The 24,506-nt window shown below is 42.9% G+C and carries 18 protein-coding genes; 7 read left to right on the top strand and 11 right to left on the bottom strand.

Going from position 1 to position 24,506, the window contains the following annotated elements:
• Positions 1–122 precede the first annotated feature (122 nt).
• The 7 genes from CAN34_RS03320 to CAN34_RS03290 all read right to left on the bottom strand — a co-directional run bounded on the left by CAN34_RS03320 (position 123) and on the right by CAN34_RS03290 (position 8,612).
• On the bottom strand, positions 123–1,049 hold the full coding sequence (locus tag CAN34_RS03320) for a bestrophin family protein (protein ID WP_089554439.1): 927 nt from the start codon (positions 1,047–1,049) through the stop codon (positions 123–125).
• Between the two features lie 149 nt (positions 1,050–1,198).
• Positions 1,199–1,924, bottom strand: coding sequence for a DUF3726 domain-containing protein (locus CAN34_RS03315; protein ID WP_089554438.1), 726 nt, complete (start codon positions 1,922–1,924; stop codon positions 1,199–1,201).
• A 13-nt stretch (positions 1,925–1,937) separates the two neighbouring features.
• Positions 1,938–3,665: a hypothetical protein gene (locus tag CAN34_RS03310; RefSeq protein ID WP_089554437.1), complete on the bottom strand. Its 1,728-nt coding sequence runs from the start codon at positions 3,663–3,665 to the stop codon at positions 1,938–1,940.
• 103 nt (positions 3,666–3,768) lie between these two features.
• On the bottom strand, positions 3,769–5,451 hold the full coding sequence (locus tag CAN34_RS03305) for a BCCT family transporter (RefSeq protein WP_089554436.1): 1,683 nt from the start codon (positions 5,449–5,451) through the stop codon (positions 3,769–3,771).
• Between the two features lie 115 nt (positions 5,452–5,566).
• Positions 5,567–6,553, bottom strand: coding sequence for a membrane dipeptidase (locus tag CAN34_RS03300; RefSeq protein ID WP_089554435.1), 987 nt, complete (start codon positions 6,551–6,553; stop codon positions 5,567–5,569).
• A gap of 109 nt (positions 6,554–6,662) precedes the next feature.
• Positions 6,663–8,126: an aldehyde dehydrogenase family protein gene (locus CAN34_RS03295; protein ID WP_089554434.1), complete on the bottom strand. Its 1,464-nt coding sequence runs from the start codon at positions 8,124–8,126 to the stop codon at positions 6,663–6,665.
• 96 nt (positions 8,127–8,222) lie between these two features.
• A complete protein-coding gene (locus CAN34_RS03290; protein WP_089554433.1) occupies positions 8,223–8,612 on the bottom strand; it encodes a RidA family protein in 390 nt (129 codons plus the stop codon).
• A gap of 174 nt (positions 8,613–8,786) precedes the next feature.
• On the opposite strand from CAN34_RS03290, the gene CAN34_RS03285 reads away from it, so the two are divergent.
• Entirely contained in the window at positions 8,787–9,704 is a 918-nt protein-coding gene (locus tag CAN34_RS03285; RefSeq protein WP_089554432.1) for a LysR family transcriptional regulator, read from the top strand.
• Between the two features lie 167 nt (positions 9,705–9,871).
• Here CAN34_RS03285 and tehB read toward each other — a convergent pair whose 3' ends face one another.
• Positions 9,872–10,438 carry a tellurite resistance methyltransferase TehB gene (gene tehB / locus CAN34_RS03280; RefSeq protein WP_089554431.1) on the bottom strand — a complete coding sequence of 189 codons (567 nt, stop codon included), beginning with the start codon at positions 10,436–10,438 and terminating at the stop codon, positions 9,872–9,874.
• Between the two features lie 40 nt (positions 10,439–10,478).
• Positions 10,479–11,168 carry a glutathione S-transferase gene (locus tag CAN34_RS03275; protein WP_089554430.1) on the bottom strand — a complete coding sequence of 230 codons (690 nt, stop codon included), beginning with the start codon at positions 11,166–11,168 and terminating at the stop codon, positions 10,479–10,481.
• A gap of 480 nt (positions 11,169–11,648) precedes the next feature.
• On the opposite strand from CAN34_RS03275, the gene CAN34_RS03270 reads away from it, so the two are divergent.
• The 6 genes from CAN34_RS03270 (at position 11,649) to CAN34_RS03245 (ending at position 19,866) form a co-directional block, all read left to right on the top strand.
• Positions 11,649–13,340 (top strand): chromosome condensation regulator RCC1, encoded by a 1,692-nt coding sequence (locus CAN34_RS03270; protein WP_089554429.1) that lies wholly within the window; start codon positions 11,649–11,651, stop codon positions 13,338–13,340.
• 155 nt (positions 13,341–13,495) lie between these two features.
• Positions 13,496–14,959: a di-heme oxidoredictase family protein gene (locus CAN34_RS03265; protein WP_089554428.1), complete on the top strand. Its 1,464-nt coding sequence runs from the start codon at positions 13,496–13,498 to the stop codon at positions 14,957–14,959.
• 208 nt (positions 14,960–15,167) lie between these two features.
• A complete protein-coding gene (locus CAN34_RS03260; RefSeq protein WP_089554427.1) occupies positions 15,168–15,872 on the top strand; it encodes a hypothetical protein in 705 nt (234 codons plus the stop codon).
• 535 nt (positions 15,873–16,407) lie between these two features.
• A complete protein-coding gene (gene nirK, locus CAN34_RS03255; RefSeq protein WP_254423067.1) occupies positions 16,408–17,934 on the top strand; it encodes a copper-containing nitrite reductase in 1,527 nt (508 codons plus the stop codon).
• A 212-nt stretch (positions 17,935–18,146) separates the two neighbouring features.
• Entirely contained in the window at positions 18,147–18,989 is an 843-nt protein-coding gene (locus CAN34_RS03250) for a formylglycine-generating enzyme family protein (RefSeq protein ID WP_254423066.1), read from the top strand.
• A gap of 130 nt (positions 18,990–19,119) precedes the next feature.
• Entirely contained in the window at positions 19,120–19,866 is a 747-nt protein-coding gene (locus CAN34_RS03245; protein WP_165767605.1) for an SCO family protein, read from the top strand.
• 116 nt (positions 19,867–19,982) lie between these two features.
• On the opposite strand, the gene CAN34_RS03240 is transcribed toward CAN34_RS03245, so the two are convergent.
• Both CAN34_RS03240 and CAN34_RS03235 read right to left on the bottom strand, forming a co-directional pair.
• Positions 19,983–21,509, bottom strand: a complete 1,527-nt coding sequence (locus CAN34_RS03240) for an acetyl-CoA hydrolase/transferase family protein (RefSeq protein ID WP_089554425.1) — start codon at positions 21,507–21,509, stop codon at positions 19,983–19,985.
• 500 nt (positions 21,510–22,009) lie between these two features.
• Positions 22,010–24,506 (bottom strand): YadA family autotransporter adhesin (locus CAN34_RS03235; protein ID WP_174668339.1); only part of this gene is annotated, 2,497 nt, incomplete at its 5' end.

Below are 24,506 nucleotides of genomic sequence, written 5' to 3'. Positions count from 1 at the left end.
CTTATCACTTGCTTAAAAATGCCCAACACGCGTAATAAGGTACATATTAGACCTTATTACCCAGCACTGACAGTCGGTTTAATTTCTATTGTCGCGTATGCCATCCGTTCATTGCATGCTATCTATTGCAAGCAACCGTCTTGAGGGGCGATATCAGATGGAAGATCCGTTTCTCCTAATGCTTCGAGTAAATTTATTTCGATAGTGCGTGATAAAGTAGTCAGTGGCAGATGGTTAGGGGCCACGCCAAAAGGATCGGTTATCTCTTCACTGAGCGCATCGAGACCAAAAAAGGTGTAGGCAATGACGCCACAGACTAAAGGGGTGACCCAGCCCAAAGAAGTTGCCAAGCCAAAAGGCAACATAAAGCAATACAGATAAGTCGTTCGATGCACCAATAGGATATAAGCAAACGGCAGTGGCGTGTTTTGAATGCGCTCGCAGGCAGCCAAGACTATAGTCATAGAAGTCAGACGTTCATCCATGTTTTGTATCATAAGATCTGATGATAACTGGTGGCGACGACTGTAACCGAGCTTTTTGCCCATCAGCCGTAGCAGATACTCGGGCAGATTTCCCGCTTGGCGCATACTGATATGATACTCAGGCTCAACAAAGCGCTCAACGTCCTGCCAAGGTGCAGTGCCACGAAGCCGATGCCTCAGTGCATGAGTAAAAGCAATGGTAAGATGGATCATACACCGCTGAGTATCCCGCCCAATCTCAGTTTCTTCGTCTATAAACGACAGCAGTTGGCGGGTCAGGCTGCGGGCATCAAATACCAACTGTCCCCATAACCCCCGAGCCTCCCACCAGCGTTGATAGCTAGCATTGTTACGAAAGCCAAGAAATAGAGATAGCGCAATCCCCAATAAGGTGAAAGGCGCTGTGCTATAAGATTCGAAAGAACTTGGAATCCCGTGCTGAACTGCTGATATTAAGGCACTGAGCAGGGTGATTAATAAAACCTGGGGATAAATGTGTGGGATTACAGAGCCGCGCAGGGTGAAAAGTATTTTGAATGCATTTGGTGTCTGCCTGACGATCATGTAAACTTCCTAGCGATGGGTTCTGTGAATGCGATATCTTTAATCACGCTCATTAATGATAACAGATCTAGACTAAATCCTATATTTTTAGACCTTAATATCTATAGCAGAAAGCTTTTTAAACCCATCGTTAAAAGCACTTTTATAGTCTATACGCCCCCTGCCCCTTTACTTGACGCCTCACTATTTTCAACCAATATTGCAGCAGCACTCTTTTTAAGTAGCGCCCACTGCTCATCATCGACATAAACGCCTTCTTTCCATGCGCGTTGATGGGTTTCAAACAGCTCATCCGTTGATATTTTATGGTCAAAATGCTGAATGTCTTTTTCGATATCAAAGTTAGAGGTTGCAAGCTCAATCACCATATCATTGGTATTATAGTTGTCCTGCGCCTTATTAAAGAAATACAAATCAGGATAGACAAATCTTTTATCCAAAGTAAATATGGTATGTTTCGGTGCGCTGCCATTATCCCATTTAGCCAAGCAAGCAATCCCTTTTGCAGCAAGTTTCACCAGTTCGCTATAAGCTAGCCAGCGGTTATGACAGTTACGCAAGTAGATTCTGAAATGCTCACGATTACCCATTTTTTCAATGGCATAGTCCATTACTACTGGTAAATGACAAACCAGACTGCTGCCATGCAGATCTAAGATGAGCTCTTCCTCAGTTTGATGAACAATATCAATAGCTACATCACGTTCGGACAGTATAAAAGGACTGGCATTATTAAAATGTAAGATACCATTAAGACCAGCCATCTGTAGCTCCGCTACCATAGAAGCTATCAAATCTGCTTCCCCGACTTCACGTTGCAACCCCAAAAAGGCTTTGTTCACCATGGTCACGATTTCATTATGCGATACAATCATGTCTCAATACTCCTTATTGGGCAGCTAATGGTAAGGTAGGTAACTCATTTATTTTTGGTAAAAGAGGAAACAGCCACTCATCACTATGGACTTCATCAAATAAAGGCGCGCCTTGAAATAGTGTGACACGCACCCAACGATCTGATCTGGGATCAAACTTAGTTGCACCAAACATAGATAATTTACAACGCAATAGATGCATCGGTAATGCGGTCTTTTGCAAGACGTTAATCTGAATATCGCCCATCTTTTTATGACCCATTGTCCATACTCTGCGAGCAATCGAGCGATATTTTGGCTTAGTTAAGATAAATTCGGAAATAAGCTGCTGCGGATCTGTTTGCTGTAACGCCAAATACAAAGTATTTGCTTGTCTACCAATATCTAGCAAGAACTCTTTATCATCGCCACGCTCTTGTCCACGTATGCCCATTCTCGGCTCTTCTTTATCCTCGGAGCGATACCAGAACCAATAGACATTATCTTCTGCGGCAAAATCAATGCTAATTGCCCACTGATAACGTGCTTCTAAAACCTCAATCAGGTCTTGAACGACTTTACCGCTGGGTAGTGACATGGTCTCATCAGCATTTACTTGACCTGCAAATCCATCTACAAGCTGAGGATAAAGCTCCATCATGCAAGAGATAATGACCTCTTGACTCTCATAACTGAGATGGTCATTGCGCTGTAAAAAATCAGCCCACGTGTCGCAGTCTTTAAGCTCAGCCGCAAGGTTTTCTTGCAACGCTGTTAACTCTTTAACAACCGTACTATTCAGTAGAATTTGCGGCTCATTGATGGTGACTACTTCAGAGAAATGCTGGATAGCGCGATTCATCAAGGTGGAGAATTGCTGTATTTTGCTATTATCTGCTTCATGCTCAATATCACAAACCAATACCGCTTGTAGCGCCCCTTCACGGGTACTTAACCATTGATCGACGACACAAGGATGATTAATTAAATAAGGTGCCATGCCAAGACCAGTGGCATTACCGATACCCAAATACTGCTTAATCTCTGGATGTAAGCTGACGGCTTTATCGCCGCCTTTTTTCTTCGCCAAATAATCGACCCAATCAAGGCTAAATTCTCTAAGCAGATATACCGCACACATCTGCGCACGAAAAGATTGGTTAAAATCTTCACTGTGATCGAGGGGTTTAAAGTCGTAAATACCGAATTTACCATTACCATAAACGGCAGTGGTGCGCAGGATATAACCAACTTGCGCCAGTACGTCCAAATCAGGCTGTTGCCCATCGGCAAGCGCGCTGACAATATGCTCAAAGACGCGCACACTTTTATTAGCCCGTGCCAGCACCATAACCATATTAGAATTACGACCGGCTTCTTGTAGCGGAACGTTGGCTTTTAGATTTGCCAAGAGTTCATCGCCGATTTCGCCATAAACCAAAGCAAACGTCACATCCCACTTTTGCGCAATGACGCGATCATTACGTTCTTCATCGGCAATCTGATTGCAGAATACGACTAAGTGATAAATATGCTCGGGCGTTTGCAAACGATAAATCACTTGTCCATAGCCATTGTCATCCAAATTCCAAAGATGCTTACTTAACGTCCAATTTTCTTTATCGATTTTACGCAGGAGCGTCCGCACGAAGCTGATACGCGTTTGGTGCATCGCGCCCAATCTTTCAGAGTGCATTACTACATCTGGGGTACGGAAGCTGACCGCGTCTAGCTTATCGTTGGTTGGCAAAGTATGTTCCATATGACTCTCACCTTAAATAATATATTAAGCCAATAACTTATTTGCTACTTTCAAATACTGACATCAATAAGTAAATAGGTTATTGGCTATATTCATGACGCACTTAATCAATTTCTTTGGGAACTGATTCGTTGGCAAGCTTTTCTTCAGCGAGTCGATGATCGGTCTCAACTCGGTTAGGACGGTAAAGGTCTTGATCACGAGCCATTTGCTGCGCAATTTTTGGCCCATTCCATAACGATGGTAGAAGAATAAAGGACACCGGCACAGCGGTAATCACGATAAAGGATTGCAAAGCCGTCACCCCGCCTGACCCAAGCGAGATTAAAACGATAGCCGTTACCCCCATCATGATGCCCCAAAAGGTACGAATAATAGCGTTAGGCTCGCGCTCGCCACTGATAACGACACTAATGGTATAGGTCATCGAGTCACCCGTAGTGACAATAAAAACCATAGTTAAAATGATAAATAATAATGAGGTAATCAAAGGAAATGGTAACTGCTGAGTGATTGCTAGCAAAGCACCAGGAAGGTTAAAGCCTTCAAAAGCAGTACTAACACTACCCGGATTGGCGATCTCAAACGCTAGGCCTGTGCCACCCACGACCGTGAACCAAAAGCAGGTCACTAGTGGAGCAATAATACAAACCGTCGTGATTAATTGGCGAATGGTACGACCCCGTGAGATACGCGCAATGAAGATCGCCATCATCGGACCATAACCCAAGAACCAACCCCAAAAGAATACCGTCCAGCCACCAAGCCAGCCTTCATCCCCGCGAAAAGTAGCCATCGGGATAAAGTTATGGACCATCGTGCCAACGCCTTGAATGTAGCCATTAACGATAAATTTGGTTGGCCCAAACATGACAATAAAGATCATGAGAGCGACAGCCAGCATGACGTTAAATCGACTAAGTAATTGCATACCGCGGGCAAGTCCACTAATCGCCGAAAGGGTATATAAGACAATAGCAAATATGATAATAATGAGCTGGGTGGTAAAAGTATCTGGAATACCAAATAAAGTATTTAATGCATAGCTGGTTTGTAGACCCAAAAAGCCAATAGGACCGATCGTACCGGCCGCAACCGCGACAATACAACAAGCATCGATAATCGCTCCGGTATGACCAGTAAGCACACGATCGCCAAACATAGGATATAAGAGCGTACGCGGTTTAAGCGGCAAACCTTTGTCATAGTGTAAATGCATCACCACGATAGCTGTCAAGCTACCAACAATCGACCACGCTAAAAAGCCCCAATGCATAAACGATTGTGATAACGCATTAAAAGCGCGTTGTTGAATATCAGCTGTTTCAGCATAGACAGGCGGTGCACTAACGAAATGAGCGATAGGTTCAGCGGCTGCCCAAAAAACCCCGCCGCCAGCAAGTAGCGTACAAAATAGAATGGCCATCCATTTAAAATTGTCCATTTCAGGCTTTGGTAAGTTGCCTAAAATGACGCGCCCCGTGCGACCTGCCCCAACCGCTAAAGCAATCACAAAAGTGGCTAATAATAAGATTTGCCAAAAAGGGCCAAAGACTTTAGCCGACCAAACAAAGCCTAAATCAACTATTTTTGATAAGCGCTCTTCTGCAAAGATCGCCATCAGAACAAAGGCGATAATAAAGCCGCCACTGTACCAAAATGCTGGGTTTTTGAGTCCTAGAGTATCTGTGTCTGCCTCTTTAGAAGGTGATCCATGATTCGCTGCTGTGTTTGCCACACTTGAGCGTCCTTGCTCGTCTTTGTTAAATCCCTTTAAATCAGCCATGATGTGGCTCCATATGATAATGTTGCGTCACTTAAATTAGCAGTAGCTTGTCTTGAAAATCAGCAGCCAAAGACAACGTTACATTGTCTATTTTTAGCTTTAAATATTACGATTTTTATAAAGGCTTTATGCCAGCCTCAAGAAAGTCAAACCAGTTTTGACCGATGATCTTGCCAGCATCTTTATCATTAAAGCCATGTTTTAATAAACCGTTGTAGATATTTTCCATACCGTCCTTGCCTGCAAACCACGGCAGCGTATCCGGCCATCCTGAATTATTGGCATTACCTTCACCATAATCCATCGCTTTTGACCAGCGACCGTTACGCATCCACTCAAGGACCGCTTGTGGTTGGTTAAGGCATAAGTCACTACCAATCGCTAAATGCTCAACGCCATATTTATCAGCACAATCAGCAATCATGCTACAAAAGTCATTAAGCGTACAGGCGCTGCCATTCGGCAGATGAAACGGATATAAGCTGAAACCTAACAACCCGCCAGCCTTGGTTAAGGCACTAATAACAGTATCGGATTTATTACGTAACGCCTCATGGGCAGTAGTCGGATTGGCATGGCTGATACAGATTGGACGGCTCGATATCTCAATCGCCTCAAGCGTTGATTGCTCGGCGCTGTGTGACATATCAATAATCATACCGACTCGATTCATCTCGGCTATTGCTTGTTGACCAAAACGCGTTACGCCTGAATCATTTTGCTCATAACAACCCGTCGCCAGTAAGCTTTGATTATTATAAGTCAACTGCATAATCAGTAAGCCTAAGCGGCGCATGACACTAATCAGACCAATCTCATCATCAATAGGCGAGCAGTTTTGTGCGCCAAAGAAGATACCCACTTTGCCTTGTTGCTTAGCAGTCTCAATATCAGCGACCGAATAAACAGGCAAAATCAAATCGCTATTTTGCTCAAAGCGTGCATTCCATTCAGCAAAGCGCGTTAGGGTTTGACGAGCATCCTCGTGATAGACCAAAGTGGCGTGTACCGCATCGATACCACTGGCTTGTAGCATCTTAAAATAGTCACGATCCCAATGGCTATACTGTAATCCGTCAATGATGATATGGTCTTGGTACATCTCAAACTCCTTTTATGCTTTTGTAAGTAGCCGCTCGGCGCAGGTTTAACCAGTTGCGCCGTGATTAATTAATCAATTAACTGCGGCTATCATCCTTTTTAATCCGCTTCTAGTACGCTTTTTGATAAGCGGTTTTAACAATGGTATAAAACTCTTTGGCATACGTTCCTTGTTCGCGTGGACCAAAACTTGACTCTTTACGACCACCGAATGGCACATGATAATCGGTACCCGCTGTTGCTAGATTGACCATGACGCAGCCTGCTTGCACTTGCTCTTTAAACATCGCGCTATTCCGCAAGCTTTGGGTAATAATGCCGCCAGTTAAGCCAAAACGCGTGTCATTGGTCATGGCAATCGCCTCTTCCAAGTTCTGCACACGCATGACACAAGCAAGTGGTGCAAATACTTCTTCTTGGTTGATATCCCAACTGTTGTCGGTCTCTGTGAACAAGGTAGGCGACATATAATAACCGTCATGTGGCATGTCTAAACGCTCACCACCAAAGGCTAAATTGGCACCGGCTTGCTTGGCTTTTTCAATCCAATCCATATTCGATGCAAGCTGCTTGTCATCAACGATTGGACCCATAAAGATACCGTCATCAAGCGCATGACCGACTTTCAAGGTTTTCATTTTTGCAATAACGCCATCAACGAAAGCATCATGAATACCGTCCATAACAATCAATCGTGAAGATGCAGTACATTTCTGTCCTGAACCACCGAACGCACCAGCAACAGCGGCATCAATGGCGACTTGCAAGTCAGCATCATCCGCGATGACTAAAGCATTTTTACTGCCCATCTCTAACTGGCAACGGACAAAGTTTGGCGCGGTTGCCGCAGCAACTTTGCGACCAGTCGCTACTGAACCAGTAAAACTAACCGCATCAATGTCTTTTGAATTAATCAACGCATCACCAACTGATGAGCCGCCACCAAGCACTAAGTTAAATGTACCTTCTGGCAATCCTTGACGGTGTATAATTTCCGCCAACGCAACGGCACTCGCTGGGGTTAAATTCGCAGGCTTCCAAATAACGCTATTACCATAGGCTAATGCTGGTGCAATTTTCCATACAGCAGTAGCGGTTGGGAAGTTCCAAGGTGAAATGATAGCGACGACACCGACTGCTTCACGAGTCACTTCAACTTTCACACCAGGGCGTACCGAGTCAGCAAGGTCGCCCATTTGGCGTAATACCTCGGCAGCATAATAATGAAAGAATTGACCAGCACGATAAATCTCGCCGCGACCTTCCGCAAACGGCTTACCTTCTTCACGTGATAGCAGAGTACCTAGTTCATCACAACGCGCAATCATCTCATCGCCAATCGCTTGCAAGATAGATTGCTTTTTTTCCATGGGCGTTTTTTCCCATTTTGGCTGAGCTTGACGAGCAGCGGCAATGGCATCTTGTACTTGGTCACTGCTGGCTTGAGCAAAATCACCGATAGTTTCCGTAACATCAGACGGGTTAATATTAGAAATCGTATCTGTACCACTTTGCCATTCACCATTAATATAGAGTGATTTGTTTGGGTCTTGTTTGAACGCTTGAGTTGACATAAAAATATCCTTGATAACAATTTCGAGTGAGTTTATTTAAATAAAAAATACAATAGATTTGAGTCATAAAATCAATAAAAACTTATAAATGAGCACTTAAGGTACAGCAGCATAGACAACCAATTCAACCAGCATTTCCTCGCGCGCCAGCCCTGATATGACTAAGGCTGCTCGATTTGGATAAGGTGCGGTGAAGTATTCAGCATAAACTTGATTGACCGTTTTTAGATATTCGCGATCCGTGACATAGATGAGCACCTGTAATACTGAATCCATACTGGCATTGGCACATTCTAAAGTGTGTTTCAGGTTTTCGAGGGTTTGGCGAGTTTGGGCTTCGATACCACCAGCGACCACTTCACCATTGCCATCGATAGGAATCTGCGCGGTATACAATGTACCGTTATTAGTCACTGCCCATTCAAGGGGCGATTTGGATGCATATAGTGAGGTTTTTACGGCTTGTTTGGTTGAGTGAGTGGTCATGTGGTTTATCCTTTAAGAAGAGTATTTCGTCAGTCCTTTACGTCATAACCCTTATGCTACCTATTTAAATACGATAAATCTAACCAATTAAATATTAAATATGATAGATTTAATCTATCATCTGAAGTTATCTTATTTCTTGTAATATCAGCAAGCATAAAGGCGCTAACCACTATGAAATTACAGCAGTTACGACATTTTTTATTCGTGGTAGAAGAAGGCGGCTTTCGCGCGGCTGCCAATCGTGCCAATCGCTCACAAGCCGCAATATCGGCATCAATAAAGGAGCTTGAGAAGACGCTAGATCAGCGTTTGTTTGAAGTTGGTAATAAGGCGACGCTGACAGCTTTTGGAGAAGGTTGTGTACCCAAAATCCAGCAATTTCTCAGTGTCTATCAAGCATTAGAAGATGATTTACAAGCCATAGCATCAGGGGACAAAGGAAAGATAAGAATTGCCAGCGTGCCATCATTGGTCACCAAGCTACTGCCTAGCGTCTTGGTCGCTTATTCAAAGAAATATCCGGATATCGAAATCGTCTTAATAGATGATAATGCGGTGGGAGTGGCGAATCGCTTGCTTACGGGTGAAGTAGATTTGGCATTAGGGAATTGCACCAGTATCGACGAAAAAGAGATTGATTTTACCCTGCTCATATCAGATCCTATCGGGGTAGTTTGTCTTAAAAGCAACGAGCTAAATCGTTTATCAGAGCAGCTATCAAAGCCGTCAAAAAGTGAAGTACAAAAAGGGCTGAAATGGCAACAACTCTTAACGCAGCCATTTATTTATAATGGCACCTGTAGACTACTTGAGAATACACCCGCAGAAGTGCTCAATCGCAAGGCTCGCTACACGGTAGAAAACATCACCTCATTGTTTTCATTATTGAGAAACGATTTGGGTATCACGACCTTACCGAAACTCGCCTTCCCTGCTAATGAACCCGAACTGATCTGGATAAACTTACTTGACCCTTCTTTAAACAGACAAATTGGTATCTTTAAACTGGCCAATAAATCTATCTCTCCACCTGCCCAAGCCTTTTATGAGCTGTGTATTTCGTATGTTCAGGAGAACTATTTGTTGTAAGTATTAACAATAGTATTAGTAAAATCCAAGCAGACGCTACTATAATTGTAGCGACCCGATTTAGTCATACAAAAAAGGTTGCAAACGCTATAGCTAATATAGCACTAGCAACCTTTTTTTAATTAATTAATGAACTTCAATTACTTAACGTTGTCAAAATTTATTGGCTAACTGGACTTACGTGCCAGCACAGTCGCAAATTGTAATTGCGCGCCATTATGCATCGTACCTAGGTCTTCATTGTACTTAATCAGCTCCCATCCTTCATAAGCGTCGCGCAGTTGTCCTGCGCTTAGGGTAAATGGGAAATTAACTGGGCATGGGTACTGTGCCGTACTCATAGCACAAACAATCAGGTTATAACCAGCAGGCAAAGTACGCGCTTGCATGTCAGCAATAACAGCGTCAACACGAGCCGGATCAAGAAACATTAAGGTTACCGTACAGGAAATAAATCCATAATCCGCATCAAGGCTTGCACGATTAATATCGTACACTTCAGCCTTAATATTGGTCAGACCTTCTTCATTAATGATGCTTTTCAGCATATCTATAGCACTGGGGTTAGCATCTATCGCGGTAACGTTAAATCCGTTTTGGCTAAGGTACAGAGCATTACGCCCATTCGAACAACCCATATCTAAGGTGTCGCACGGCTCGATAATTTTGCATGCTTCTACCACTTCGCTATGTGCAGGAGTTAAGCCGTAACGGCTATTGAGATCAACGGTCATGGTAACCTCTTAAGTTTAAAACGAGGCTTTTATCATATCACTAATTGAGGTCGTTTAAAGAGGCAGGAAAAACTATCACGTCATCCCCTTCTTGCCACGGTTTAAATTTAATCATAGCTTGTAGAAAGAGGGGGTGTTCCAACCAGTGTTGTAGCCACTGCTGTAAATTGGGGTAAGGTAAGCTGTAAAAAACATCGCGATCGACATGGGCGAATTGGCGGACAAAAGGCATGATGCCAATATCGGCGATACTAATACTATCGCCCAGCAAATACTTATTTTTAGCCAATAGTTTTTCTAATACCTGCAAGAATACTTCACCTCGTTGCCGATACTCTGTCTGGGTCATTTCAAGATGACGGTCGGCATATTTATAGCGATCTAGCCAATGTTTAAATTCATTGTCGTTTTGCTTGATCAGAGCATTGGCTTGATGTAAAAACTTTGTATCCAAAAGCCCTTGCGGATCTTGTTGCTCAAGCGCCCACGTCATTATCTCCCTGCTCTCTTCAATCACTGCACCATCTACAATAGCATCCACAGTAGCATCAAAAACCTGTAAAACAGGCACAGTGCCTTTCGGGCTAATTGCTAGCATCTGGGCGGGTTTATTTTTCAATACTATCTCTCGCAGCTCCACTTGTAACTCGGCGAACAAGAGTCCTAGACGGGCGCGCATGGCATAAGGACAGCGACGAAAAGAATACAGGCGATGAAGTGAAGAAGTCATGGGTATTTATGGTAACCACTTAAGTTTGAAATGAGGGCTATTATCTTACTACTAACCATGCTCAATTGAAAATGGCAACGGCAAATGGCAAATGGCAAATGGCAAAATTACGGTAACGTGCGACGTCGCTTCCTCATGAGCTTTGTAGTATAGATTTCGCAAAAATCATCCTCGCCACACCCCATACCTTTATATGTGACTCAGTTTTAGCGTTGTTATTAGCTATTGATAAAAGCTCACCTACCCCACGCATTATTAGAATAAAAGCAATGCAAGCATTCACTGATAGTAATGCCAGCAGTCAGTAATAGCACGTAGTTAAACCGTTCCCATTGCTATCACCCCTATTTATATATTGATAATAATTATCATTTGTAATATTATTCGCAATAATCGTTACTGCTATTTTGCTATGTATCCTTATTTTTAAGATTGGCATTGCTATTACCTTCCTTTTATTGATGATCTATTGAGGCTTTTATGCGTTTATCTCATCTCACTCAAGCAGTCGCTTTCGTTACCGCTACCTTGATTCTCACTGCTTGTGGCAATGATTCTGACACTACTACAGAAATCATTGATGGGACACCGCCATTATTAACGACCGATAGTAACTTTTCTACTGGCGATAGCGCTGTCGCGGCAATGTTTGTCTCGGGTCAAGTGCAAGATAGTAGCGGTATCAAATCATTAACTTACGCTTTAAACAAAAAATCAGCCCAATTATTAAAGGTTGATACAGATGGTTATTTTAGCGATCGGATTTTATTAGACCTTGGTAGCAATACAATTACCTTAGAAGCTACAGACAATGCTGGCAATATCATGCGCTCAACCAAAACTATCTATTTGGGCGATACGATCGCCGCCGGTGGCTCACATACCGGTGCCCTACGTGATGGACAACTTTATGGTTGGGGTCGTAATAACTATGGTCAAACAGGTCTCGTACTGACAAGCAAAATAGCCGATACCATGGGACATCCAAATACACCAATGCTCATGAACAGTGCGCCAAATAACTTGCTTTCTATTAAGTTTAATCAAAACCACTCGCTTGCTATTGATGATAAGGGGCTGGTTTATAGCTGGGGTGAAGATATTTCTGGGCAATTAGGGCGCGGCAGCACAGGTCGTAACGACTGTAGTAAAACGGCTGACTGCCGTCTTGATATCGGTGCCATTGCGGGTATTGAGAATGCTGTGATGGTAGCGGCTGGCTATAAGCACAATTTGGTGCTCACCAAAGATGGTAATGTCTGGGCGTTTGGTGCCAACGGACAAGGTCAGCTTGGCAATAGCACGTCTATAGACAGCAGTACACCGGTCAAAGTCGACTTTTCAGCGTCAGACGGTGTTGGGCACATTGTACAAGTGGTTGCTAGTGCAAGCAGCTCTTATGCTTTAGACGATAAAGGTCAGGTTTGGGGTTGGGGCAGCGACGCTTATGCCAACCTTGGGCGTGGTCAAGAATGTAATAAAGTCAATAATTGCATCAATATCAACGCAACGCCTGTCCTTATTAATGTAATTAACACCAATCCGGCTGACGCTAATATAGCTCAAGGCCTAGAAGCGGAAAAGGAAATAAAAAAAGAAAAGGTAACCCAGCTTGCCGCTGGACGCGACCATGTCTTGGCATTAACCAACAAAGAATCTGTTTACGCTTGGGGATTGAATGCAACCAGCCAAGTAGGTTACAACGGCGAGCTATTTAGTGGTACTGAAAAAGCATGGGCAAATACCGTTACCACGCCAACCAAACTGCCATGGTTTGCTGATAAAGATATTCGCCGTGTCTATGCTAATGGCAATGCGAGCTATGCGCTATTAGACAAGGTCGCATCGAGTAATGGCTCATCGACAGATGGCCTTCTTTATGCGTGGGGTATGTTTGGTGAAACAGATAGCAAAGGCAAAACGGTTTATGACGATCTGGATGAACCAACGAACAAGCTACCTAACTTAAAGAATATCAGTAATATGGCAATGGGAGCCATGCATCTCATCGCTCAAGAGAAACCGCTCAATCAAGACCATAGTACACCTGCTAAAAATGGTGATTTATTTACATGGGGATGGAGCTTTGAGGGTTCATTAGGTAGTAAAGATGCTGCTCATATCTGGATGTACAACACCCCTATACCCGTTAATTTACCAAGTCAGCTATAACCAATAATGGCTTAGTTGCTTTCATCAAAATAACTGATATTTATAAAGAAAAATAATAGTTAAAAAGGGCGACATAAATTGTGTTGCCCTTTTACTTAACATTTATGCTTACTCATTTTAACTTATTACTTAGCCATCGTATCCTTAGGTAACCCATGTCCTTATTTTTAAAACCACCTGCTGCTTTAACAACTTCATTATTACCGGTTGTGCGCCGTACCTTGCTCAGCTTAAGCACCGCTTTAATACTGAGTGCTTGCGGCGGCTCAGATGGCTCAAATGACAACGTATCTAATCCGCCCAATCCACCTAGTAACCCTACTCCACCAACCAAACCTGAAGAACCAGAAACCGATACTAATTGGCTACCAGCAGGCGGCAGCGCCACGATCTCTGCGGATATATCGCGTCCATTCTTACAAATCATGCCCAATCTGCCAAGCAGTGCTTTAGGCAGCGTTTCGCCAGGACGTGAGTTATTTATCACCGAATGGGCGCCAGCCAATCAAGGTCGCGTGCTATTTGATGGCGTGGGACCATTGTTCAATGCTAATGCTTGCACTCAATGCCATAGCGCAGAAGGACGTAAGCCTATCTATGCCATTAATGGCGAGCTAAGCGACGCTATTTTATTCAGACTGGGCGACAAACAAGGTGCCGCTCATGCTTATTACGGCGAGCAAATGCAGCATCAAAGCATTGAGCCTAGCATCGCGACCGAAGGTAATATGCGCTATGTTATAACAGCTAGTACGGACAATAAACCTGCCGGTATAACATTTAATTTCACCCCAACCGAGATGAGTCAGCCTTTAAGCGATACCGCTATCAGCGGACGTATCTCGCCACAGCTGGTCGGTATGGGCTTACTGGATCTGATTCCTGAGGCTAATATTATCGCGGCGGCTGACCCTAATGATAGCAATAAAGACGGTGTCAGTGGTCGCGTACATTGGGTTAATGATGGCACCCAACAACGGATTGGACGCTTTGGCTGGAAAGCTATTAATTCAAGTCTGCGCACCCAAAATGCTAATGCTATGTCGCAAGATATGGGTTTGACTACTTCGGTATTTATGGATCCCAATTGTACCGTTAATCAGCCCATTTGTTGGACAGCACCAAATGGCGGTAGCCCAGAAGTCTCTGACAGCAGCTTAGATGCAGTCACTGACTTTATGACAGCGCTTGCGGTTCCTGAGCGTCGATTGGTCAATATATCAACCTTTAATAAAGGTGCTCAGCTATTTGACCAAGTCGGCTGTGCCAGCTGTCATAACCCAAAGCAAAAAACTGGTGATAGTATTCGCTTTCCACTACTCTCACAGCAAACCATTTATCCCTATACCGATTTATTACTTCATGATATGGGTGCAGCGCTTGATGATGGGGTTAAAGAAAAAAATGCAGAAAGCTTTGAATGGCGCACACCACCATTATGGGGTATTGGCATTGTGGCACGTGACCCAGAAGCGCGATTTTTACACGATGGTCGCGCCAGCAGTTTAACTGAAGCGATACTTTGGCATGGCGGTGAAGCAGAAGGAGCAAAAACACGCTTTAGGCAATTGCCTGCCGCGCAAAAAGAGACGTTACTGACATTTTTAAAAGGCATTTAAATTAGCAAAAACATTTAGCTATGCTAATCTTTAGATAACTCTCTTTAAAACACTCTTTTTAAATATGGCTTAAATTTCTGAAAAATCATTGGTTGTTATAGTGATGTAATAATAACAGGGTCAAGGATACACAGCAGATGCCATCGCTTAAAAATTCGACTATAGTAGATATTTGTATGACTATTTCAATAAACTGAGGAATTAAACCATGAAAAAATTAGCATTATGCGGCGCAGTAGCACTAAGTTTAAGCGCTTGTGCTGGCGGTATGAATGGTGGCACGACTGGCAATAATAACCAAAACAATATCGTCACCCAATACCCCGTTGAAGCAACCATGCTCAACATCTATACCAAAGCACGCAGCCAAAGTTTAGTGGCGACGGTGGGCAATCAAAGTGCCTCAGCAGACATTACAATCACACCTAAAGGCAGTATGGTATTCAACAATAAATCTGTGCAAGGTGCTGAAGTAAACACGATTAATAAAACGAATAACCAAATCACCGATCAGTCAGTTGTAATCAACTACTTTACTCTAAATCCATTGATATTCCACGGCTTCACCGACAGCTCAGGTGAGTATTCGCTAGCCACTCAGACGACGACTATTCCTAAGATGGCAACCGTTGGCAGCTCTAGCCAATTGCTGACGGAAGATATATATGCTGACAGCAGCAAACGTAAAAAAACAGGCACGTATAAACAAGACTGGTCTTTGACAAGAGATACCAATAATACTGCATGGTTCTGTATAGAAACCTCGCAGAACCTACTTCTCGCCAATGATCCCGATGGCACTTCATCAGAATGCTATAAAATAAATAATCGAGGCGATATCTTAGATAGCAAGGTAACTATTAACCAGCCTACAAGCAACGGCTTAAGAACCATACTTTTTACTAGCCGTTAGTCATTTACCCCTCATAGGTCTTGATTTATGAGGCTTTATTTTATAAGCCTTTGATTTACAAAATTTTGATAGGGTTTTTTTATCCTCAATGAGTGCTATCTCTTTTATTGTTACTAATAGCTGAATAGCAGAAATATTTAACAAAAAGCCTGTCTTAATATTAAGACAGGCTTTTTTATTGGTTTTCAGGCGATTTATAGTTAGAGCCCCAACCTACTTCCAACATCATAGCAATTATTATCTTTAATCACAGAATATAAAGCTTTACTACAATGTATTTTCTAACCTCCTTAACTGCACAAATTCATATATAAATTAATAACTCATCAGTATAAAAGAAGTAAACAAATCTTACAGAAAGTATTCGCTTATATTTAAACATTCATTTAAAATGAATTTTATGGAAGCCAATTTATAAGTTCGTTATCTAATTCCTAATTTATGCTTCTTGCAAAATTAGTGTTAGGATGCCAAAGACCGATAAAAATCGAGCTTTATTAAATAAGCCACTTATTTTTAATTACTGGAGAGCATTATGCGTCTTTTCAATTCAACATTCGCTCAACATCAATCCCCTACTTACTCTAAACTGGCCCTAGCTTGCTTGTTAGCGTTGAGTACAGCAGGTATGGTTGGTTGCGATAAATCAAACCCTGAACAGACTAATGCGACCAGTGCCGAAAACACACAAGCCGAAAATGACAACAAGGCTCAGAACACTAAAGACGGTGAATTGCCCGTTATTGATGCCATTATCACCCATGCTCCTGAAGTTCCGCCTCCCATCGACCGCGATTATCCCGCAAAAGTGATCGTAAAAATGGAAACCGTGGAAAAGGTCATGCGTTTAGCGGATGGCGTCGAGTATAACTTCTGGACATTTGGTGGGCAGGTGCCAGGACAATTTATACGGGTTCGTCAAGGGGATGAAATTGAGTTTCATCTATCCAACCATCCTGACTCTAAAATGCCGCACAACATTGACTTACACGCAGTGACTGGTCCAGGAGGCGGTGCAGCTTCTTCGTTCACCTCTCCAGGCTATACATCAGAATTCAACTTTAAAGCCTTAAAGCCTGGTTTGTACGTCTATCATTGTGCCGTAGCGCCTGTTGGGATGCATATTGCCAACGGGATGTATGGTTTAATCTTAGTCGAGCCAGAAGAAGGCTTACCAAAAGTTGATCGTGAATTTTATGTCATGCAAGGCGATTTCTATACCAAAGGTGACTATGGCGATAAAGGCTTACAACCTTTTGATATGGGAAAAGCCGTCAAAGAAGATGCTGACTATGTGCTATTTAACGGCTCAGTTGGCGCGCTAACTGGTGAAAACTCGCTACAAGCGAAAGTTGGCGAAACGGTTCGTTTATTTGTCGGTAATGGTGGCCCTAACTTAGTATCGTCATTTCACGTTATCGGTGAAATTTTTGATAAGGTCAATATGGAAGGCGGCTCAGCTGAAAACCATAATGTGCAAACCACGCTTATCCCGGCAGGTGGCGCAGCCATTACTCAGTTCAAAGTAGATGTACCGGGTGAGTTGGTGATAGTCGACCATTCTATTTTCCGAGCATTCAATAAAGGTGCGCTAGGTATCATTAATGTCGAAGGCCCTGAAGATCCAAGAATCTACTCTGGAAAAGTACGTGAAACTGTCTATTTACCAGAAGGTTCAGCCGCTCAGAGTATTGGCAAGAATGATGCACCTGCACCAAAAGTAGTCGCTGCAAACAAACAAGAAAGAATTAAAATGGGCGAGTCAATTTACGCCAGTAACTGTGCAGCCTGTCACCAACCTGATGGTACTGGTGTGCCAAAAGCCTTTCCACCACTGGCCAAATCAGACTATTTAAATAAAGACCCCAAACGTGCCATCAGTGCTATTTTAAATGGCTTAAGCGGTAAAATCACCGTCAATGGTCAAGAGTATGACAGTGTCATGCCAGCCGTTGCTTTAGATGATGAGAAAGTTGCTAACGTTGTGACTTATATCATGAATAGCTGGGGTAATAAGGGTGGCGAAACCACACCTGAAGAGGTTAAAGCGGCTCGTCAATAAATCTGATTGGTTTTTTAAGTAGATAATCGAGTATCTTATCGTCAAGTCGAAAGCGGTGCCAGACTCAGTAAGGGTTTTCCACCGTCACTATAAATAAAGTTTTCAAAATATAGCCTTGAAAATAAGACTCTTTATATTGACTAACGGCTTTATTGACTACTTGATTGATCGCTATACGCCCCGCCCTTTTTAGGGCAACTAGGAGGTTAATTATGTCCTCTACTCGCATCACTAAAAGCTGCAAAACTATAACCGCTTATGCTCGTTCTTTCGCGTTGTTATTGGTCGTCAGTGCGCTGACGCTAACAACAGACTTTGGATTCATGAGTACGCAAGCGCAAGCAAAAGAACTAGCGATACAGCCGGGTACTTACCGCCCTTTATACTTGAGCAAAAACTCGCCCTTAGTGGCAGTGGATAGATTTAAAATAGATGAATTACCGGTTACCAATATACAGTTCTATCAGTTTTTAAAAACAAATCCGAAGTTTAGAAAACATGCTATCGCACCCATCTTTGCAGATTCCAATTACTTAAAGCATTGGCTAAACACAAAAGATATTTCTGTGCCTAAAAAATCTGATTTTCGCAAGCCTGTGGTGAATGTGTCGTGGTATGCCGCCAATCAATATTGCCGTTCTCAAAACAAGCGCTTACCCACAGTTGAGCAGTGGGAATATGTGGCACAAGCTTCTACTACCAATAAAAATGGCAGTTTAGAGGCTGGTTATAACCAGCGCATACTGGACTGGTATGGCAAATCTGCTGGGAATAAAGACCAACTTGCTGATGTCGGACAAAGCCCTGCTAACTATTGGGGCGTCAAGGACTTGCATGGTCTCATTTGGGAATGGACAGAGAATTTTAACAATAGCTTAGTCACTGGCGAATCACGCTCAGACAGCAACCTAAACCAACAGATGTTTTGCGGATCTGGCGCTACGGGTGCCGTCGACCCAAGCGACTATGCCGCCTTTATGCGTTATGGCTTTCGCTCAAGCTTAGAAGCCAAATATACCATTAGTAGTCTTGGCTTTCGCTGTGCTAGTGATTAATGTTGCGCGATTGATTTATAAAGCTGGCAAGTAAACAGCCAGATAGACCTTTTATCTAAAATAGTGAGTATTAAAACGCTAATTTAGCCGCTATTTTAAAATGAATTTAATTGCTTTTAAGGACTGTCTTATGAAAACAATAAAAACCAGGCAAAACAGCACCACTCACCCATTGGTTCATGCTATCAAGCTGACTTTAGCTGGCGGGCTATGTATTACTTTACTGGCTTGTAGTAATCCTGACGCTAATGAAGTGGCTGCTGTACAAGATACACAGACTGAGTCCAAGTCTGGAGCTAACTCTAAGCCTGCAGTAATGGCTCATGACGATATGAATGACATGGATCATAAAGACATGAATTCACAACAACCTGCAGAAGCATTGGGGCAAGATTACTCTATTTATCAGGTGGGCGGCGACTGGACAGACCACAATGGCAATACTTTTGAGCTTGATAAGCTTCAGGGTAAAAACCAAGTGGTGGTGATGGCGTATACCAGCTGTCAGCATACTTGTCCTATTTTGGTTCAATCTATGAAGCAGATTTATAAGGAGATGACGCCTGAAGTACGCGCACAAACTGAGTTTTTACTGGCCACATTAGATACTGAGCGTGATACCGTTGAGGTGATGAAAAACTTTGCTGAACACAATGAGCTCGGTGATAATTGGCGCTTGATTCGTAGTGATGAAGCCAGTACCCGTATGCTTGCCAACACCCTAAATATTAAATATCAATTTGCTGCTAATGGCGATATTAACCACTCTAATCTGATTTCTGTTTTGGATAAAGAAGGACGCTTGGTGGCGCAAGGAATTGGTGTGGCGGATTCTGGTATTAAGCCGTTGATTGAGTATTTGAACACTCATAATTAAGTTATTAAAACCATCGCTTACGTACGACTAACCTATATATATAAACACCGCTTATCTGACAACAGACAAGCGGTGTTTTGTGTTGAATGGCTTTATAAACTTACAGCGTTATACACTTACTTGATGCGCATATCGCCTGTTTCGACATAACGTTGATGCCATGATAGCGACTCATTAAGAATATGCGGCGTTTGCATACCTGCTGTGCTAGAGGCGCGATCGAAGTAATCCTGCAACATCGGACGATAATCTGGGTGCGCACAGTTATCGATAATCGCTTGGGCACGTTGACGCGGCGCAAGACCACGCAAGTCAGCCAAACCTTGCTCAGTCACAATGACCATGACATCATGCTCAGTATGGTCATGATGCGATACCATTGGTGTGATACAAGAGATAGCACCATCTTTTGCTACTGATGGCGATACAAAGAATGAGGTGTAAGCGTTACGGGCAAAGTCACCTGAACCGCCGAGGCCATTCATCATGTTAGTGCCCATGACGTGGGTTGAGTTGACGTTACCATAAAGGTCACACTCGATCATGGCATTAATTGCCAATACCCCTAAGCGACGCGCCACTTCAGGGTGATTGGTAATCTCTTGTGGACGCAACACAATACGAGCACGTAACTCTTCAAGATTGGCATTAAACGTTTCTAGTGCATCTGGGCTTAATGACAGTGCAGTGGCAGACGCCATGGTCATTTTGCCAGACATGATGAGGTCTAACATACCGTCTTGTAATACTTCAGTATAGCCGGTCAATTGCTCAAACGAGCTGTGCTGTAATCCTGCTAGTACTGCATTAGCCACGTTACCTACACCTGATTGGATAGGCAATAAGTTAGCAGGTAGACGGCCTTTTTCAACTTCATCATGGAAGAAATCAATGATATGGCTAGCGATTTTGTTTGAGCATTCATCGGGATCAGCAAACTTGCTGTTGCGGTCTGGTGAGTCGGTTAAAACAACCGCCACGACTTTATCCAAATCACAATGTAAGTATGGAACACCAATACGTCCGCCTGGCGTGACTAATGGAATAGGCTTACGGTTAGGTGGCATACCAATGTCGTTATAAACATCATGCATACCCTCTAACATTAAGCTTTGCTGAGCGTTGACTTCTAAGATAATTTGGTCAGCATTCTCTAACCATGCATTACTCGTACCAATTGAGGTCGAAGGAATCAGGCGACCATCTGGTAAAATACCTGATACTTCGACGACAGCCATATGCATATCGCCGTAGAATCCAATAGTACTTTGCTGAGCTACATGCGATAAATGCATGTCAAAATAATACGCTTCACCGGCGTTAATTTGTTTACGCAGCGCAGGCTCTGACTGATACGGCGTGCGCCATTTGATGCCCTTGGCTTCAGCCAATACGCCATCACATTCAGTTGCAGTAGATGCGCCAGTCAGTAAGCCAATTTGAAATTCTTCACCGCGAGCGTGGGCAGCTTCCATATGTTTGGCAAGTGCTGCTGGTATGGCTTTAGGATAACCCGCCCCAGTAAAACCACTCATGCCGACGTTCATATCATTTTTAATAAATGCCGCTGCTTCATCAGCAGACATGATTTTTTTATTTAAACCGTCGTGCAGTACGCGACCTTCATGATTAATTGATGTCATACCTTTTTTCCTAGTAACTTCCATATTAAAATCAAACCTCACCATAGCGAAGGGTTTGATACGAAACTAACAATAAAATTCATTGCAGCATATTAACAACTTTACAATAAAAAACAAGCTGGTTAGCTTAAGTTTTAAAATAGGCACTTAAGTTTTTTATAACGTGCTAACAATAGTTTATAATTTAAAAGCAAATATTTCTTGGTGATACTATAGTCAGTTCAAAATAAAAGCTATACGATTGTAATGACATGCTATTGACTATAAATTTTTTGCAGCCTTTGTCACGCCTACGAAAAGCAAGCGAGAAAAAATTATAGTCAATAGCACTGTATCGTTTTTAAAATGGATCCAATATACGACAGAAATTATTGCCAGTACACTATACCCTGTCACTTGTTTTTAGCGTTTAATCGTTCACCATTAAAAAAGCAAGGCATCTGATGCCTTACTTTTTTGTGTTTAACTAACAGTTTTGATTATTATCTGGCTTAGATCGTTTAGTCAAAATGGAAACCTGCACCAATTGCAGCACCTACGTTCCCCTGGGTATCCGCAGTACCATTTAACTTCATAACCCAACGTCCATCATCAGATAACTTAGAGAAGCCGATAGCGACGGCACTCTCACCATTATACGTTGCAATACCACCGCCTATCATTGACTTACCTATGATGTAGGCTTGGGGCAATGAAGACATTGCCATGGCTGCTGAGATACCCGCATTTGCGTCATCTTCAACTTCATCAACTCTATAACCTAGCTCATTGATGCTGTTACCTAAACCTCTACTAACAGCGTCTAATTGCCCGAAGTTAACCGCATCTCTAGGTGCCATGCCATCAGCAACGTTAGTTACCTTAGTGCCAGCAGCATTGATACCGGCTGCCGTCATACTTGGGGCCGTTTCGGCATTACCTGCATAGATACCAGCGGCTGTCATACTTGGGCCATTTTTAATAGTAACACCACTATTATTAACCGTCGTATTACCAGTCGTCACGCTCTCTACATTGATATTGCCATTCAAGTCGAACTTAATACTACTGCCTTCTGATGTGGTGGTAATGTTATTACCACCTTTAAAGCTAAGTGGATTGGAACCAGCTTTTTTGTTGATAACAGAACCACTATCAGCGTTAAAGTTAAGTCCAGCGCCCATTTCTAAAGCTAATACAGCTGCATCTGATTGAATACCAGTGATAACCTCTTGCAATTGTCCACCATTCACTGCGTCTTTGCTTTCAAACGCAACAACACCATTAGCAACATTGGTGATCTTGTTACCACCAGCATCAATACTCGTTTTGGTAAACTTAGGACCACCTGCGATAGTTAGACCACTGCTATTCATCGTAGCATCACCAGTTTTTACGCTATCTACCGCGATGTCTTTACTTAAATTAAAGCTAACATTATTACTCTCTGCTGTTTTAGAGACCGTAATATTGTTGTCTGTGTTGTTTAAGTCGACTTTATCGCTTGGTTTCACTGTGCTGGTATTTGCTCCTTGGGCACTGACATTCCAGCCTTTGTTAGCATCAGCTGCACTTTGTTTGACTTCGTTTAACTGTCCAACATTAACAGCATCAGTAGTTGCTTCACCTCGTGCAACATTGGTAATAACATTACCGCCATTGTTAAGACCGCTGCTACTTAAGCTTACTGTACTACCACTGAAGCTGACGCCACCAGTATTTATTACGGTAGTCCCTGCTCTTAAGCCATTGGATGAAATCATAACGTCATTGCCAAAGCTTGCACTGTTAAGTCCAGTTAAGTCTTTTGCCAATTTCACTGTCAGAGTATCAGTACCATCAGCGATAACGCCAATATTACTATCCGTTAGCTTTGTAGGATCACTTACTCCACCTTTGACGATAATTTTTTCACCAAGCTTACGCTTGATGGTCGTTGGCGCGTTATCGCCACCAAACGAGATACCTTTATCGAAGGTGTCGCTTATGCCGCTTTGAAGACCCGATAACTGCTCCTGAGTCGCTGCTTGACCACCGGTATAAGTTGTACTGGCATCAAAGGTTGTGTTAGTCAATCCTTTAACGATGCCGGCAGTACCGTCGATTGACACAGCATTTGCGCTAGTGCCACCGATTTTAATAGTGTCAGCTAGACCGAACTTCGCACCATTACCAAAAGCAGTAGTGGTAATATTGGCATCAGTCGCAACTTGGATTGCCTCACCTAATGCATAGGTTTTTGTTGTACCATTTAGGTCAAACTTAATACCTTTGGCAACGTCTTCGTTAGTCTTAAACAACTGACTACCGTTAACCGCATCCTTACTAGTAGCGCTCAATAATCCAGCAGCAACGTTAGTAATTTTATTATTGCCGTTGTTAAGACCATTGTTGGTCAGAACTACTTGGCCGTTGTCACCACGATATAACGTAATACCAGCATTATTAACTTGAGTATTTCCAGTGGTGACACTACCAGTTTCACCAAGGTTAATATCTTTAGCCAGTCTGACCGTTAAAGTATCATCCCCATTAGCCGTGACACTGATATTTTTCGTTGCTGAATCAGCATTAATAGTATCGCCACCTTTGACAATGAGCTTTTGACCAAGCTTACGGTTAACATCTGTACCACTGTCTCCGCCAAAGTTTAAGCCTTTATCAATGGTAGTATTAGCCAGATTTAACTGTCCAACGTTAACGGCATCCATATCTTCTGTACCAGCTTTGACATTTGTGATCTGATTGCCACCGTTGTTAAGACCAGTGCCGCTTAAGTTTACAGTACTGCCAGTGAAACTGACGCCACTGGTATTCATCACAGTATTACCTGTCGTGACGCTATTAAGACCGGTTAAGTCTTTGGCCAGCGCTACCTTGATACCACCGCTTTCAGGGGTCAACAGAATGTTGTCACCTTTGAGGAAGTTGGCTGTATTGTCTGCTTTAGTAATAGTTTTAACAGCAACACCATCAATCTGAGTGACAACAGATTGTAAGGCACTATCTGCACTACTC

The organism is Psychrobacter sp. DAB_AL32B (assembly GCF_002224105.1).
Lineage (GTDB): Bacteria > Pseudomonadota > Gammaproteobacteria > Pseudomonadales > Moraxellaceae > Psychrobacter.
This window is presented reverse-complemented; position numbering and strand designations above follow the sequence as displayed.

Excerpts from the sequence above, each read along its gene's own strand:
- CAN34_RS03320 (WP_089554439.1), bottom strand. The coding sequence starts at position 1,049 with ATGATCGTCAGGCAGACACCAAATGCATTCAAAATACTTTTCACCCTG.
- CAN34_RS03315 (WP_089554438.1), bottom strand. The coding sequence starts at position 1,924 with ATGATTGTATCGCATAATGAAATCGTGACCATGGTGAACAAAGCCTTT.
- CAN34_RS03310 (WP_089554437.1), bottom strand. The coding sequence starts at position 3,665 with ATGGAACATACTTTGCCAACCAACGATAAGCTAGACGCGGTCAGCTTC.
- CAN34_RS03305 (WP_089554436.1), bottom strand. The coding sequence starts at position 5,451 with ATGGCTGATTTAAAGGGATTTAACAAAGACGAGCAAGGACGCTCAAGT.
- CAN34_RS03300 (WP_089554435.1), bottom strand. The coding sequence starts at position 6,553 with ATGTACCAAGACCATATCATCATTGACGGATTACAGTATAGCCATTGG.
- CAN34_RS03295 (WP_089554434.1), bottom strand. The coding sequence starts at position 8,126 with ATGTCAACTCAAGCGTTCAAACAAGACCCAAACAAATCACTCTATATT.
- CAN34_RS03290 (WP_089554433.1), bottom strand. The coding sequence starts at position 8,612 with ATGACCACTCACTCAACCAAACAAGCCGTAAAAACCTCACTATATGCA.
- CAN34_RS03285 (WP_089554432.1), top strand. The coding sequence starts at position 8,787 with ATGAAATTACAGCAGTTACGACATTTTTTATTCGTGGTAGAAGAAGGC.
- tehB (WP_089554431.1), bottom strand. The coding sequence starts at position 10,438 with ATGACCGTTGATCTCAATAGCCGTTACGGCTTAACTCCTGCACATAGC.
- CAN34_RS03275 (WP_089554430.1), bottom strand. The coding sequence starts at position 11,168 with ATGACTTCTTCACTTCATCGCCTGTATTCTTTTCGTCGCTGTCCTTAT.
- CAN34_RS03270 (WP_089554429.1), top strand. The coding sequence starts at position 11,649 with ATGCGTTTATCTCATCTCACTCAAGCAGTCGCTTTCGTTACCGCTACC.
- CAN34_RS03265 (WP_089554428.1), top strand. The coding sequence starts at position 13,496 with ATGTCCTTATTTTTAAAACCACCTGCTGCTTTAACAACTTCATTATTA.
- CAN34_RS03260 (WP_089554427.1), top strand. The coding sequence starts at position 15,168 with ATGAAAAAATTAGCATTATGCGGCGCAGTAGCACTAAGTTTAAGCGCT.
- nirK (WP_254423067.1), top strand. The coding sequence starts at position 16,408 with ATGCGTCTTTTCAATTCAACATTCGCTCAACATCAATCCCCTACTTAC.
- CAN34_RS03250 (WP_254423066.1), top strand. The coding sequence starts at position 18,147 with ATGTCCTCTACTCGCATCACTAAAAGCTGCAAAACTATAACCGCTTAT.
- CAN34_RS03245 (WP_165767605.1), top strand. The coding sequence starts at position 19,120 with ATGAAAACAATAAAAACCAGGCAAAACAGCACCACTCACCCATTGGTT.
- CAN34_RS03240 (WP_089554425.1), bottom strand. The coding sequence starts at position 21,509 with ATGACATCAATTAATCATGAAGGTCGCGTACTGCACGACGGTTTAAAT.